Genomic DNA, 15576 nt, shown 5'->3' on the forward strand with positions numbered 1-15576 from the left:
ATCTATTGTTTGCAAACTATCGTTTCCAAATCATACTTTAGAACAGCTACTTCAAATATTTATTCTAGAAGAAGATCTCCTTCCCACCAATCATTCTTCCATTTCACATTCAATACTATATTCCATTAACAGCTTATCCATTATGGATTACAACCTGTTCATATTCTTTGTCTTTCAATTTTTTTACAATCACGACATTATTATATTAATAAACAAACTTACAAACAATACCAAAATAATGAAATGTTTCATTGATTTTCCTTATATCAAAAAAGTAGTACGAATAATGAAAGTAGAGAAACTATTTTAAGAAAATTAAAATTATATCTTTCATAATTGCTAACTTAAATATGTGACAAGCGATTCCTCTTAATGAAGAATCACTCCGTTAACGGAATAAATTATTTTCTAATCGGTGACACCTTCTTCAACGAAGAAAGTGTCACCAAGAACAAAAAATAATCTGCTTATTCTTCTACTTTAAACTGACTACTAATCTGATTAAGTTCTACTGATGATTTACTTAAATCATCGACAAGCTGACTCAATGATTGCATAGAAGCACTTATTTCTTGACCTGAAGCAGAAACTTCTTCAATACTTGCTGCGTTTTCCTCTGAAATTGAAGCAAGTTCGGCGATTGCTTGATTAATAGCTGTTTCCTTCTGTGAAACAATAGATAATTGTCCGCTCATATGATCCGCTAATTCATTCATCAAAGAGAGTGATGAAGAAATCGTATAGAAAGTAACTCCTGTTTGATTGATATTCATTCTACCAGTACTAACTTTCTCTAAACCTACCCTTAAAATTTCAACCATTTTAAGAGAATTCTTTGTAACAATATTCACAATACTATTTATGTCTTTAACGGAATTAGTGACTTCTTTAGATAATTTACCTACTTCCCCAGCAACTACCGCAAAACCTTTACCATGTTCTCCCGCTCTAGCTGCTTCAATTGAAGCATTTAATGATAAAAGATTCGTTTGGTTCGCTATATCGCTAATAATTGTGACTAATGAAGATACCCTTTTATTTTCTTCATTTAACACTTGTACTTGTTCAACCGCATTAGATATGATTTGATAAATCTCTTCCATTTGCTCCTTCGAATCATCCATTAATGTAGTACCCGTTTTTGATTCTTTTAACAATGTATGAGTAGCTTCTACAATCGCATCCCCTTGTATAGCTGTTTGGCTATATAAATCAGTAAACTCAATCATAAGTTCATTCAAATTATTGGCTAATTGAGCTTCTGATTCCGATGCAGTTGCCATTTCAGACATCGTCGTACTAATTTGCTCCGATCCCTCACTTACTTCTTTAGATGATTCGCTTAAATATGCACCTTCATCATGTAACTTGACAGAGATTGTCCGCATTTTCCCGATTAATTGTTCAATCGTTTCTGTCATCTTTTTCGTTGATTGATACAAATCCCCAATTTCATTTTTTGATTTTACTTCATTCTCATTTAACAGTTTACGCGCTTTCGTTAGTTCACCATCTGTAATGTAATGTGTCACTTTCATCAAATAACTAAGAGGATTTAGTTTCTTTGTAAGGAAGACAAAAATGGCTGCTAATGAAACAAGCGTAAGGATCGTCACAATCATTATTAGCTTAGGCAATTCCTTGCTTAATATCTGTTCCTGAACATCCTTCACTAAATTCGCGTCAACATCAATACCTAGTACACCAATTACTTCTCCATTGCTATTCTTGATAGGAGCAAATGATGATACATAATCACCAAACTCCTTATCTGTTGTTAGATCGCTACTACCTGTTTTTCCTTCAAAAGCAGATTCGGTATCCGAATAAGTAGTAGCTGTTACATCTGAACCAATTGGACTAGGCTCGTCTCGACCATCAATCATTATTTTAAGTTGATTATCCTTATCAACAGATAATGTATATACATATAGTATCCCGTTACTTTTTCGTACATCATTAAGTTGCTCAACAAGAGCATTATATTCTTCACCTTCAGTTGGATTATTCAAAAATTGTTCGTATTCATCAGCATTTATTTCAGCAGCAATGCGCATAGCATTAGCTTCTCCATTCTTTTGATAGGTTCCGATAATGGATGATTTTGTATTAGAAAATAAAATGCCGATATTAGCAATTAACAGGAGGATGATTACTCCTATTAAAACTGCTAATATTGTTCTCTTTAAACTTTTTTGAATAAATTGAATCATCATTAAACACTCCCGTTCCTATAAATCTCCCTTTATAGTCGTGAATGTTCCCCCATTAACCATTGTCTATATGAAATTACAAAAAATGCATATACATTACACTATTATTTTAGCGCAAAATTTTTAAATGTTGTATCTTTTTAGATAATTACCATGTTTAATAATGGAAAAATTCACTTAAATAATGAAAATATGTCATAAATTCATTATATTAGTAATTTATTTGTAGCAAAAATCAATACAAAAACCACTGAAAAAGAAAACAGTTACCTCAAACATGAAGTAACTGTTTTTGTATTAGCTAATTAATTTCAAACCAATGGCACCGCATAAAATGCAACCCAAGAATGCCAGTCGACGCCAGTCTGCAGATTCTTTGAAAATAAGAATACCAAGTAAGGCACTACCTGCAGTTCCGATTCCTGTCCAAATAGCGTAAGCTGTTCCCATTGGTATTGAATCCATGGCAAGTGATAAAAAGTAGAAGCTGACAGTAAAACTAGCGATTAACATGAGCTTTGGTATCCAACTTTTCTTTTCAGTTGCGATCTTCATAAGGATTACACCGATAACTTCACAAATACCAGCAATAATTAAAAATAGCCATGACATATTATGCAGCCTCCCTTTCTTCATTTTCATCTGTTATTTTTTTCAAGCCAATTACACCAATAAAAATTAGAGCAATTAATAAAACTTTTACAATCGAAAATGGCTCTCCAAAAAATAAAGTTTCTGTCAAAACAATTCCACCCGCACCTATTCCTGTGAAGATGGCATACACAGTTCCTACTGGAAGCTTTGCATAAGCTTTAAATAAAAGGAAAAAACTAATAGCAATTCCGATCACAACGACGCTCCACTCTAGTGGTGACGAAGCTGTTTTTAATCCGATCACCCAAAATATTTCAATGATTCCTGCGATGATTACATAAATCCATTCCATTATAAAATCCCCTTCCTACCGGTCGTTAGTTTAAGAGCTAAAGCAATGACGTCCTGTTAGACGTCATTATTTGCGAAGCAATCTCACATAGTAAAGCTATTCCTTCATTTGTGATATACCCCGCCAAAATACTTTCCATGATGCAGCTAAACGTACTTCGAATCGATTAAATCCTGCATATATCAATTCTACCATCAAGCCATCCATTAAGCATAAATATGCTTCCAAAGCTTCTTCCACTTCAAGATCCTTTAAAATACCGGTTTGGCCGGCTTTCTCGAAAAGTGGATGCAACAGTTCTCCTGTTGTAACAATATGTTGATTCGCTATTGCAACAATTTGTTCCCGAAATGCATCTGGAGGAAAATATGATGTTCTAAGCCAAAACATCGCTTCTTCAGATTCTTTCAAACGATGGGAATAACTATTTAATAATTTTAACAAAAGCTCTTCAAAAGGAGTAAGTTGATTTTGATTTGTATATTGCTGAAAATATTGTATATCTTTTTGTAAGGCTTCTTCGAGGCAAGCAAAATACAGATCTTCTTTTCCTTTAAAGTGTGCGTAAATAGATGGTTTTTTAATCCCAACATCATTAGCAATATTTGACAAAGATGTTCCTTCATAGCCATATCTTGCAAAATGTGAAAGTGCAATGGCTTTAATACGGTTTGCAGTCATGGTTAGCCTCCTCTACCTACCGTTCGTTAGTTACAATATAATACATGTAAAAACAGAAGTCAAGAAAAAAAGAACCAACCTTTCCTCATGTTGATCTTACAAAACGACATCGAGCATGGTAAAATAGGTAAAAATATTTATTATAAAGAAAGTAGGTATTATGATGAAGAAAAAGAAAGCAAAAACAATCGGCCAAATGACAAATAGCAGACGAACATGGGGATTTGATGCATCTATTCGTATTGTGAAAAATAAAAAAGGTAAAGGCTCCTACACTCGAAAAGGAAAACAAACTTATCGAGAAGGAGCCTATTTTTTTCATCAATACTTTATAACATATATCTAACTTATTCTCTCATATTTTTTATTAATACTTTAAAATTCGCTCCGCCTTCTTTAATGTTTTTCGCAATGATTTCACCGTTATGTTTTTTCACTATTGTTTGGGCTATAAATAATCCTAAGCCGGAGTGACCATCCTCACTAGTTCTTGAAGAATCTTCTCGAAAAAATTTCTCGAAAATTTTCGACTTATTTTCTGGTAAAAAACCTTGACCATTATCCATTATTTCAAAAATAACCTCGTGCTCCGTGATTGTTGTCTTCCATTTTATTTCGCCATTTGAAGGACTATATTTCAAACTATTGGTTAAAATATTATCCAATACTTGATTGATACGAAATGGATCAATCCAAAAATACACAGTATCTACAGAAGTGTCGTCGATTATCGCTTTCAACGTAATATTTTTCGATTTGCATAGTAGGTTATATTCGTTTATTTTAGAAAGAACTAAACTTCTAATGTCCGTCTCTTTCATTTCCAATTTAAATTCAGGCTGTTCAATTTTTGATACGTCATTTAATTCATAAATTAATCGAATGGACCGCTGACAGCTAGCTTGGATCGTTTGCAAATATTGTTCGAGCCGTTTGGGGTTTTCTGTTTTCATCTCTAATAACCCCTCAACATGACCTTGAATAATAGTAAGAGGTGTTTTTAAATCATGAGCCACTGCAGCTACCATTTCACTTCTATCTTGTTCCAACTTCCATTGTTTTTGTAGCGAGTCTTTTAAAGCCTCTTTCATTTCTTCAAATGCAGAAACCAGTTTGTTCAATTCCTTTGTGCTCCTTATATGCGATAATGAAAAATCGAGATCATGATTTTCAATCTTGTGAGCTCCTTCTATGATTTCATTAAATGGGTGCTCAATTTTTCTGCTGAAGCTCTTGCCCATTAAAAATGAAAATAGAAAAAAATAAAAGAAAGGTGAAAAGAAAGCAATCGCTATTCCAGAACCAATAAGAATTGGATATGGAGACACTGGGTTAGCTGATATTACAGATAATTCGTAGCGAAAACCAATGGCCCCGATTAAACTTTTTGATTCATCAAAAATCGGATAATACTTTATAAACTTACCACCATCATGTATATTCGTATGTAAACTGTTAATGAGATCCATTTCTGTAGAAATATATGGTTTAGTCATACTACCATACATAATCTGTCCTTTTTTATTAATAACCTGGTAGTCCATTCCTTCTAACGGAATCATCTTTTCTACTGCATCTTTGTTTTCTATGTCTAATATATTCTCCTGCTTATGTACAAAAGAGACTATATCTGGAATTTGGTTTTCAAAATAATTAGCAGGTTTGACTGAACTATTACTAAAAGTGAAAGAAAACAGTAACGCAAGCAATGCCCAAGTAATGATAGTTGCGATAATGCTCATCAACATGATAAGAAAAAAATACGAAATAATTTGACGACGTAACGTCCAATTGGCAAAACGACCTATCCTTCCCATTTATACCCCACACCCCAAACGGTAGAAATATAAGTCGTATTTGGGTCATGCTTCAGCAATTTCGCTCTAATTTTTTTTATGTGTTCAGTGACAGTAAATGTGTCTCCCATTGCTTCTAATCCCCAAACATGATCATAAATTTGTTCCTTCGATAATACTTGGTTTGGGTGTAAAACAAAGTATTTCAAGATTTCAAACTCGCGATGGGTAAACGTAACTTTCTCATTGTGACAGTGAACTTCATAGGCTGATGTGTCAATTATGAGATTTTTTTGATGTAATCGATGATACTCCTTATGACGATTTCGATGTTCTCGTCTAAGATGAGCATAAATTCTAGTTTTTAATTCCTTTAAACTAAACGGTTTTTCTATGTAGTCGTCCCCTCCAACCATTAATCCCTTAATTCGATCCTGTTCTGAGTTCTTCGCACTAACAAAGATAATCGGACATGAGACACTTTTCCTAATCTGTTCACATAATTCAAAGCCATCCATTCCTGGCATCATGACATCAAGGATGATAAGATCCGGTTTCTTTCGTAATGTATACAACGCTTCATCGCTGTTATAGGCACTATATACAACGTATCCTTCATCTTCTAATGAGTCTTTCATAAAAGTCACAATGTCTTTCTCATCATCGACAATAACAATTTTTTCTTTCAATTTCATCCCATCCAATCGCGTCTTCTCCATGTTGCAACATTTATTATATAGCTTATAAATAGAAGAAGAAACACTATTATAAGAAGCATATTATTCTGTCCGCCAAGCACCTGGAAGATGGAATCTGAAAAGGCTAAGAAAAATGCGAAATGGTCGGAAACATATAGGCTGCCAATCAAAAAGCCAATGATTCCTATATATGACAAGATTGTATTAGGCATAAGAACACTAATAAGGCTTCCAATGGCAATAACAGCTAAAAGGATTAGATAGGCGATAACATAAAATTTACATACATAAAAAAACACGCTCATTGGCTGAAGTGGATCTGTATTTAAAAATGACACCTCTGTTACATCTGGAAATGCGGACATACCAAAAATCATTCCGACTACCATTGTGAACAATAATAAACAAAGAACGATTGCTCCTTGTACACATATTTTTGTTAAAAAAAGCTTAGTACGTTCTTGTGGTCTTATTAAAATAAGCCGATATGCTCCTGAAGTATATTCGCCATTGAAACTATCTACCACTAACATTGGGATTAAGACAAATTGAAAAAATAGTCCTAATTCTCTTAATAAGAAAGGGGCCGTATTTAATGAATTTAACGTAACAGCATGGGTTGGATCATAAAAACTCTTTCCGCCAACCATTAAAAGGAACAGACATTCCAAACCAATGAGTCCAAAGTATATTAAGATACCAACCCAAGTTTTTTTTCTTTTAAACGTTCGTTCTATTTCACTTATCAAAATGTTTTTCATCTTACATACACCACCTATAAAAAATAATCTTTTTTCTTCATAACGAGCATTGTTAAACAAGCAAATCCAATAAAATAAATACCCATTATAGTAAAATTCCAGTTAACGAAATACGGTTTTTCCGCAAGCATAAGTGTAATCCCTTGCCATTGAATCATGGGAATAGAAATGAAAATTAGCTTCATGTATAGAACTTCACCTAATAACCCCTTAAAGTATGAAAGTATATTCGGATAGGCTAGCGAAAACAACAATAATCCTATACCGCTCCCAATTGCCGCAGTTGTTGTACGACTTACGACAGCAATAAAAAATATAATTGAAACCATGGTTATTGCTGTAGCGATCGCAATTCCATAAAACTTCAAATTATATATTAATCCTTCAAATACTGTAGCCGAGCTTTCGTTATAAAATAAAGAAAACTCTTCAGGAGTCGGGAAGAAAATGATTCCCATTAAATGACTTAGTATAAAATAAGTAAAGAAGAATAATAATATGGCTCCGATAGATACCATATATTTAGCAACCATGATTTCTGCAAAAGTATACTGCCTTATTAGCACCATCCGAAGTTGTCCTGACCGATGTTCTTCTGTTACCATAAGAACAACAATTATTAAGATGATACCCTGAAAGGCTGTTATAAGCATTTCAGAAAGACTTAAAATAGGGAAATTCCAAGCTACAGCATACTGTGGTAATTCCGTTGATTGGACTTTATTTTGACCTAATAAATATTTAGCTGAAACTAATAGAATGAGAGGAATGCTAAAAAATATAAGCCAAGTCGTTTTTCTTTTCCACAATCGTTCCCATTCACTAACTAGTAATTGTTTCATCGAGACACCAACTCAATAAATGCATCTTCTAAACTTTGATTACTTCTCGCTAATTCATCTTTATAACCAGACCATAATAATTCTCCCTCACGAATGACAACAATCTGGTTACATACTTTTTGCAACTCATCTAATAAATGACTTGAAATAAGCATAGTAATACCATAATCGCGATTCATCTTTATGATTAGCTCTCTTAATTCTCGAATTCCCATAGGATCTAACCCATTTACTGGCTCATCAAGGATCAAAAATGACGGTTTACCTAACAAAGCCTGCGCAATGCCCAATCGCTGCTTCATTCCAAGTGAATAAGTGCCCACCTTATCGTTGGCACGATTTTGCAAGCCAACAATGTGAAGTACTTCCTCTACTCTCTCCTTTTGTTCCTTTGCAGAAAGCTGGGGGTGAAGACGAGCTAGATTCATTAGATTATCCTTACCTGACATATAAGGAAAGAAAATTGGAGATTCAACAATTGCACCCATTTCTAATAAAACTTGTTTTCTATTAGTAACAATACTCTTTCCATTAATTTCAATATCTCCGTCCGTTGGTTGAATAAGTCCCGTTAAAAGTCTAATTAACGTCGTTTTTCCTGCTCCATTCGGACCTAGTAGCCCACAAATCATTCCTTGTTCAATATTAAAACTAATTGAATGTAGTAAACGACGCCCTCTTACTTTTTTGGTTACTTCTTTAACTGATAAAATATTATTCTTCATAATTGATCCCTCCTAGATGACAGTGTAGGATCTAAATATAAAGAATTTATAAACAAAACGAATTAATTTATTTTTAAGCATCATACTACTAAACAAAATTTCATGTATGCATCCGTTTAATACCGGTAATCTTAGTAATGAGGTGAATACAATGTGCGGACGATTTACATTATTTGCAGATTATGAAGAGCTGATTGAGCGATTTCAGATTGAATCTGCTTTTGATGAAGAAGAATATGTGGAGAGTTATAATATCGCTCCTTCCCATTCGGTTGTAGCAGTCATTCATGACGGAAAACAAAATCGGATGGGGTATTTACGATGGGGATTAGTTCCCGCTTGGGCAAAAGATGATAAGATTGGATATAAAATGATTAATGCGAGAGCAGAAACAATAGCAGAAAAGCCTAGTTTTCGGAATTCGTTTGGAAGAAGAAGATGCCTGATCCTAGCTGACTCATTCTATGAATGGAAGAAGGATGAAAAAAAAAAAATTCCTATGCGAATCAAATTAAAAAATAATGAAGCTTTCGGAATGGCTGGAATATGGGATGCTTGGAAAAAATCTGATGGTTCCCTTTTATATACTTGCTCTGTGATTACGACAACTCCCAATCCTCTTATGATGGGCATCCATGATCGAATGCCAGTTATCTTTACTAAAAAAGATGAAAAAACATGGTTGAATCGGGCAAATAAAGATTTATCATCCCTCCAGCAACTATTAAAGCCATTTGATGAAAAAAAAATGGAAGCATTTGAAATAAGTTCAGACGTAAATTCTCCTAAAAACAATGGTCCTCAGCTAATTCAAAAAATCTGTTCATAACATTCTATAAAGTGAAACCTTAATCGGTGGGGAGGTTCGTCCATCCCCCGCCGATTATTAGTTGAACCAATCAGGTTCTTACTGGCGCATAATCTCCCACTTAAACGTCTTCGCTTTTACTTTCGTTTTGAAGTGGGAGTCATAGTGCCAGTTAGAACGGGATAAATGAACAAATTGAAATAAACTATTATAGACGACATTAATTCTTGCATATTGCCGACAATCCATTAATCTCTTTTAGGCTGGAATTATTATTGCATCTACCAATACTAAAAAAAATATAACAATAATTTTCGAAAACCATTTTCCTTGTAAATACAAGCTTAAAATCATTAAGAAATGATACTATTCCACATAATTCATTTCTATATTTGTTTCATGATTTTTTACTTTTTGCAGATGAATTTCAATGATTTCCTTCACTTGATCTACAGCTTCAAACAGAATAAAATGAAGTACATTTGGAATAACATGTATCGATGCATGAGGCAATTGCTGATCTCGTATTTGATGAGCATAGCTTACAGGAACATAGGGATCGTTTTCTCCCCATACAATCGTTGCCGGTTTCTTTATGGCGAACAGTTTACCTCGTTCAATCTTATTTAAATTTTCTCCGGATCGATATAATTCAAGCGGCACCTTTCTACCCTCCGCTGTCTTGAACACACAATAAAAATCATCTAAGAGTTCATCAGTAATACCAGGAATCGCATTTTTCAAGACCTGTTCGTAGTACTGTCGCTCACCAAATTTTTCCATGATTTTTTCTCCTTCTCCTAGAGTTTGGTACACTTGGGCTGGTTTATGCCATTCTGCATCTGGTGAGAATATTGTATCTGAAGCGAAAAGGCTTAAAATTTTTTCAGGATGGTTACCCGCCCAAGCTAAACTTATGATACTTCCCCAATCATGTCCAAATAAATGAACCTGATCTACCTGTAATTCCTCTAAAAAGTCTCCAAGGAATTGCTGATAGTTTTCCCAAGTTGACTCACTCTCAAATCTTTCACTTTGACCAAATCCCGGTAGATCCGGAGCAATTGCACGGTATCCATGTGAGACGATTGTCGGAATCAGCTCTTTCCAAATAAGGCTAGTTTCTGGATAACCGTGAACTAGCAACACTACCGGGGAAGTTAAATCCCCGTTGTCAATAAAGGATATGATTTTCCCATTAAGGCTCATTTTGTTTTTCATAACTATATAAAACCTCCAATTTCGTTAGATATATTTAACCCAACATCAATGATGGAACAAGCTATGGTATGTTGGTGTTGTTCTTAAAGTTCAAATACCTTAAACAAACTTGTTACTTCCTCTTGTTCCCCATTAACTTTCACCTTGCCAGCGGTTATACCATCTACTACATCCAGCTTCCCAAAAATAATATCAAACCATGTTCCACGAGAAAGTTCGATAGACATGTCTGCTTTAAGTGGCTTGCGATTAATACATTCTGCCACTCCTCTTCTAACATGAAGACTTATTTCTTGGTGTAGATCGGTAAAAGTAATTGATAGTATTTTATCAATGTTTGCCGATTTTTCCGGATCAATTTTATACTCTAATAATCTTACAAAATTTTCTATCGGAAGTTTTTTCATAGATTCTTCATCTAGGGTACCTGGGAAACCCGGCGGAATATGAGCAAAATCCACTTTTCCTTCTAAAACTAAGGCTTGTGTAAGATAGAAATTTCTAGATGAAATAGCTGGTGTTACATATCCCATTTGTCGTAATGCATTTGCCTTAATCTGACGAGCCTCCTGATTGTCAGGGTCGATATCCAAAACGTGTGTAATCAATTCTGCCGCCCAAGCGTTTTCCTTACGTAGTAACGATTTGTTTGCTTCCTCGATGATTTTTTCTTTTCCCCCAAATCCTTCTACTATTTTCTTAGATCTGAATGGAATGGGAACTGGATTAATATCTGCCGCATCCATACTAAACCAACCTATTAAACCACTGTATACTCCTTTTAAATGATGTTTAAACTCACCATATGCATCGCGTATCCGAGGATATTTGATTAAATGATCCGGAAGCTTAACGCGTTCGGCAATCTCATCTGGTCTCATTCCCTTATTTATACCGCGAATCGTTTGGCTATAAACAAAGGCAATCATGTCTCTGAAATATGTAGCATATTCATAACTTTCCTCTCGCGTAACTGTTGCTGGGCCATGTGAAGTTATAAGAAATTCAGGATTAATCGCACGAATTTTATCAACCCCTGCTATCCATTCAGTAGGATCCCGATATGGTTGTCCACGCAGAGTGGAAATATTCGGAAACATAGGCCAGACATTATTTGTAACTACAACATCATAATCCGGCAACCACACAGCAATAGAGTCATCCGTGTCAGCACGAGCATGGAAAAATTGCATATGAACACCATCTATCACCATTTTTTCTCCATCTTTCACTAAAGATGTTGGTTTTACATACCCAGAAGACTTGTCTTCGTTTTCAATTTCACGCTCAAAATAAGCTGTAAGACTAGCATCTGGACCAGTGCTGGGCAGATAGAAACCAAAATGTTGAGCACCATTTCTTAAGGTAGAGGGTCCTAGTTCAATGGCTGTATCCGTTACATTGCCATGCAGGTCTGGATGAGCAATGACATGAATATTTTCCCCTTCCGGCCCTTCAGGTACAAACGCCCTTGTTCCCATCACATAATGGCTATGTGAATAAATTACAGCTTTAATCGGTTTGTCGGTTAGTTCACGCAATGCTTGGTACTTTCGTTGCCCTGCTCCCATATGCGAACCTGTATCCCAGACGATTACACCTTCTTTACCATCAATGATAACTGTGTTCTCTATGGCATATTTTGAAAGAACATGAATACCATCTTTCACTTTTATAATTTCTGACTTTGAAGGTACTAACCCTATTTGTTTGTTTACTATTGCTCCATTAGGCAATGTTACCGTTTCCACTTCACCTCCCATATACGGGTTAAATTCATGAGTACTTCTTACTTTTAATTCTTCACCCATTAATTCTTCATCTCCTTTTTTCCTATTTTGTATAACTGGATAAGCATGTTTTGAAAAAGATCAAAACATGCTCATTGTAAAGTTTTTACATTATCTTAAAGTTACAACTAAATGTTTGCATTTGAATTAGCTTATATAGCAGTATAACCACCATCAACCATTAAATTGGTTCCTACAATGAATGAAGCATCATTGCTAGCAAGGAATAAAATTGCGTTTGCAACTTCTTCCACACGACCAAGGCGACCGATTGGGTGAAGTGAAGCGACTTTTTCTAACGCTTCATCGCTAGCACCACTTAAAATGGGTGTGTAAATAAAACCAGGGTTAACAGCATTAATACGAATATCTTCTTTAGCGTGTGAAATAGCTAATGAACGAGTTAAGTTAGCTACACCAGCTTTAGCGGCATTATAACTTGCTTGTCCATCACGGCCAGTATGCCCCATTATTGATGCAATATTGACGATTGATCCCCCTGTACCTTGCTCTTGCATTTGAGTAATCGCATATTTATTAGATAAAAATACGCCCGTTAAGTTAATATCTATCATTTGTTGCCATTGACTTAAAGTATAGTCTTTAATTGGTGTATCTCGATGACCTATACCTGCATTCGCAATCATAATATCCAATTTGCCGAATTTATTTACAGCTTTGTTTACAGCATTTTGAACATCCGTTTCCTTAGAAACATCTGTTTGTACAAAGATTGCCTCTCCACCTTCTTTTACAAGCCCTTCCACATATAATTTTGCTTCGTTAGAAATATCCGCCACAACAACTTTAGCCCCATGTGCCAAGAATAGTTCTGTAGTTGCTTTACCAATACCACTTGACCCACCTGTAATAATTGCTACTTTTCCCTCTAATTTGTTCATGTTCCTTTCCCCCATCCCATACTTTTAATGTTTGAAATCAGTACTTTTTCAGACCACCGTGCTTTTAGAGGACATTAAAGAAAATCCCTCATAGCCATTTGCCGCAACTTCATTACATTTCTGACGGTACGTTCCAACGCCTCCAAGATAGATTGAAAATGCTCGCGGCTTACCATCAATATTTGCACCTGTATACCATGAATCAGTTTTAGTGAAGAGCGTGGCATCGGCAACCTCCCTACAATGTTTGCTCCAAGCCTCTTCTGCTTCTACATTTGCCTCTATCGTTTCAACACCATTTTCACGGAGTTGCAGTATACATTCCGTAATCCATTCTACATGCTGCTCAATAGATACAGGTGCGTTGCTAAACGCGGACGGGCTCTCTGGACCTGTAATCATAAACATATTTGGAAAACCGGAGTTTGCAATTCCGAGGTAGGTTTTCACTTGTGCCCCATTAGCCCATTTCTCCTTTAACGATAATCCATCTCTTCCACAAATATCGATTTTCAATAAGGTTCCTGTTATTGCATCGTAGCCAGTTGCAAATACAATCACATCTAGCTCGTACTCTGCTTCTTCAGTCCGTATACCATTAGGGGTAATTTCCACAATTGGGTCTTGCTTTACATTAACTAAGGTGACATTCTCACGATTAAAAGTTTCGAAATAATCTGTATCTTTAATTGGTCGTTTTGTTCCGTAATAGTATGATGGCATCAACTTCTCAGCCACCTTAGGGTCACGAACAATTTGCTGTATCTTGGAACGAACGAACTCAGCAACAGTTTTATTGGCTTCTTCATTAATCGCTATATCGTTAAAACTACCAAATAGTGAGCCTCCTGTTTCCCAAACTTTCTCAAATATTCGTTCCCGTTCTTCTGGTGTAACTTCCAGTGCCGAACGTGTAGGACTTATTGCTGGTACACCATACGAGGAATCACGCATTTGTTGTGCAATCTCTCTGTAGTTTTCTTTCGTTTTCCGTAAGAATTCTGAGTCAAGTGAGTGATTTTTAGCTGGTTGGCTATACTGTGGGGTACGCTGAAAAGTAAAAAGATGCTCCGCCTCTTTAGCAATGACTGGGATCGCCTGAATTCCAGTGGAACCATTCCCAATAACGCCAACCCGCTTTCCCTTGAAATCTACCTGTTCATGTGGCCAACTTCCAGTGTGATAGCACTCTCCTTTAAAACTATTTAAGCCTTTAAAAGAAGGGATATTAGTAGTAGAAAGACAACCCACACCTGTAATAAAGTACTTCGCCAACAAAATATTCCCATCATCCGTCTGGATTTTCCATCTACTATTCGTCTCATCATAATGAGCCGCGGTTATACGTGTGTTGAACTGGATATCTTGACGAAGATTAAACTTGTCTGCCACATAATTGAGGTAACTTAGTATTTCTGGCTGTGCAGGGTATCGAGAAGACCACGTCCACTCCTGTAAGAGTTCTTGCGAGAAAGTGTAATTATAATAGATACTCTCCGAGTCACATCTCGCTCCGGGATAGCGATTCCAATGCCATACACCACCAACATTATCTCCTGCTTCGTAAACACGAACAGAGAATCCAGCCTCACGTAAACTATGAAGCATGTACATCCCTGAAAAACCTGCTCCAACTACAACTGCATCGATTTGAGTAAACATCATTATTTCCTCCCTTATTTTGTTTCTAGCATTCTTTTTAATTGATTCTTTAAAACTCACAATTAGACAATAATTCTTCATAAGAATCTTTACTGGAACTGGAAAATGATCATCTAGCATTCTAATTAGTTCACGACAATCTACTCCCCCTTTTACACAGCCATTTTATTAGCTGGAGTAGTTTTAACATTATCAGGTCTAACAAACATTAAATAAAGCATAGCCGTTATGAGACACAATCCAGCCATGACATATATAGAATAATTAAAGCCAAGTGCTAGATTTACGCCAGCGGCTTGTACTAACATACCAGTTAAAATGGGTGAAACTAATTGGGTAATATTGTTACCAAGGCTCAATATACTAGACATGAAACCTGCTCTATCTGGCATCAATCGAATCATAACCTGTACTGCCATTGAAACATTAATATAAGTTGTGCCCTTTGCCACACTCAAGGCCACAACAACCCACAGGAATGAGTTACCTACTAGCGGAATAAGCGCTAGGGCAAGTCCACCGATGATAGTA

Annotated in this window: 16 protein-coding genes; 2 read left to right on the forward strand and 14 right to left on the reverse strand. The window is 35.6% G+C overall.

The annotated features are described in order from the left end of the window. Positions 1 to 467: 467 nt before the first annotated feature. The 4 genes from V7014_RS20605 to V7014_RS20620 form a co-directional block, all read right to left on the reverse strand. The gene (locus V7014_RS20605; protein ID WP_335509845.1) at positions 468 to 2213 is read right to left on the reverse strand and encodes a methyl-accepting chemotaxis protein; all 1746 of its coding nucleotides are present in this window, start codon (positions 2211 to 2213) and stop codon (positions 468 to 470) included. A gap of 297 nt (positions 2214 to 2510) precedes the next feature. After that, complete coding sequence (locus V7014_RS20610; protein ID WP_335509847.1) at positions 2511 to 2825, reverse strand: DMT family transporter; 315 nt, start codon at positions 2823 to 2825, stop codon at positions 2511 to 2513. Position 2826: 1 nt separating this feature from the next. Beyond that, positions 2827 to 3159, reverse strand: coding sequence for a DMT family transporter (locus V7014_RS20615; RefSeq protein WP_335509848.1), 333 nt, complete (start codon positions 3157 to 3159; stop codon positions 2827 to 2829). 96 nt (positions 3160 to 3255) lie between these two features. Further along, positions 3256 to 3840, reverse strand: a complete 585-nt coding sequence (locus tag V7014_RS20620) for a TetR/AcrR family transcriptional regulator (RefSeq protein ID WP_335509849.1) — start codon at positions 3838 to 3840, stop codon at positions 3256 to 3258. A gap of 163 nt (positions 3841 to 4003) precedes the next feature. Here V7014_RS20620 and arfA point away from each other — a divergent pair, with 163 nt between their 5' ends. After that, positions 4004 to 4186 carry an alternative ribosome rescue factor ArfA gene (arfA, locus tag V7014_RS20625; protein WP_335509851.1) on the forward strand — a complete coding sequence of 61 codons (183 nt, stop codon included), beginning with the start codon at positions 4004 to 4006 and terminating at the stop codon, positions 4184 to 4186. A 1-nt stretch (position 4187) separates the two neighbouring features. On the opposite strand, the gene V7014_RS20630 is transcribed toward arfA, so the two are convergent. From V7014_RS20630 to V7014_RS20650, 5 genes are read right to left on the reverse strand one after another with little or no spacing between them, the layout of a single operon-like run. Beyond that, a complete protein-coding gene (locus V7014_RS20630; protein ID WP_335509853.1) occupies positions 4188 to 5657 on the reverse strand; it encodes a sensor histidine kinase in 1470 nt (489 codons plus the stop codon). Beyond that, a complete protein-coding gene (locus V7014_RS20635; RefSeq protein WP_335509873.1) occupies positions 5645 to 6331 on the reverse strand; it encodes a response regulator transcription factor in 687 nt (228 codons plus the stop codon). Before V7014_RS20635 ends, V7014_RS20630 begins: the two co-directional genes overlap by 13 nt. Further along, positions 6328 to 7095 carry an ABC transporter permease gene (locus V7014_RS20640; protein ID WP_335509855.1) on the reverse strand — a complete coding sequence of 256 codons (768 nt, stop codon included), beginning with the start codon at positions 7093 to 7095 and terminating at the stop codon, positions 6328 to 6330. Before V7014_RS20640 ends, V7014_RS20635 begins: the two co-directional genes overlap by 4 nt. Before the next feature lie 14 nt (positions 7096 to 7109). Next, positions 7110 to 7937 carry an ABC transporter permease gene (locus V7014_RS20645; RefSeq protein ID WP_335509859.1) on the reverse strand — a complete coding sequence of 276 codons (828 nt, stop codon included), beginning with the start codon at positions 7935 to 7937 and terminating at the stop codon, positions 7110 to 7112. Beyond that, on the reverse strand, positions 7934 to 8662 hold the full coding sequence (locus V7014_RS20650) for an ABC transporter ATP-binding protein (RefSeq protein WP_335509861.1): 729 nt from the start codon (positions 8660 to 8662) through the stop codon (positions 7934 to 7936). The genes V7014_RS20645 and V7014_RS20650 overlap by 4 nt, the downstream gene beginning before the upstream one ends. A gap of 151 nt (positions 8663 to 8813) precedes the next feature. On the opposite strand from V7014_RS20650, the gene V7014_RS20655 reads away from it, so the two are divergent. Further along, positions 8814 to 9491: an SOS response-associated peptidase gene (locus tag V7014_RS20655; RefSeq protein WP_335509863.1), complete on the forward strand. Its 678-nt coding sequence runs from the start codon at positions 8814 to 8816 to the stop codon at positions 9489 to 9491. 345 nt (positions 9492 to 9836) lie between these two features. Here the strand turns inward: V7014_RS20655 and V7014_RS20660 are convergent, their stop codons facing one another. The 5 genes from V7014_RS20660 to V7014_RS20680 all read right to left on the reverse strand — a co-directional run. Then, on the reverse strand, positions 9837 to 10691 hold the full coding sequence (locus tag V7014_RS20660; RefSeq protein WP_335509865.1) for an alpha/beta fold hydrolase: 855 nt from the start codon (positions 10689 to 10691) through the stop codon (positions 9837 to 9839). A gap of 83 nt (positions 10692 to 10774) precedes the next feature. After that, positions 10775 to 12502, reverse strand: a complete 1728-nt coding sequence (locus V7014_RS20665; RefSeq protein ID WP_335509867.1) for an alkyl sulfatase dimerization domain-containing protein — start codon at positions 12500 to 12502, stop codon at positions 10775 to 10777. 131 nt (positions 12503 to 12633) lie between these two features. Beyond that, complete coding sequence (locus tag V7014_RS20670) at positions 12634 to 13383, reverse strand: SDR family NAD(P)-dependent oxidoreductase (protein WP_335509868.1); 750 nt, start codon at positions 13381 to 13383, stop codon at positions 12634 to 12636. Positions 13384 to 13431: 48 nt separating this feature from the next. Next, on the reverse strand, positions 13432 to 15045 hold the full coding sequence (locus V7014_RS20675) for a flavin-containing monooxygenase (protein WP_335509870.1): 1614 nt from the start codon (positions 15043 to 15045) through the stop codon (positions 13432 to 13434). Positions 15046 to 15197: 152 nt separating this feature from the next. Further along, positions 15198 to 15576 (reverse strand): MFS transporter (locus tag V7014_RS20680; protein ID WP_335509871.1); only part of this gene is annotated, 379 nt, incomplete at its 5' end.

The organism is Bacillus sp. JJ722, from assembly GCF_036963345.1.
GTDB lineage: Bacteria > Bacillota > Bacilli > Bacillales > DSM-1321 > Bacillus_AD.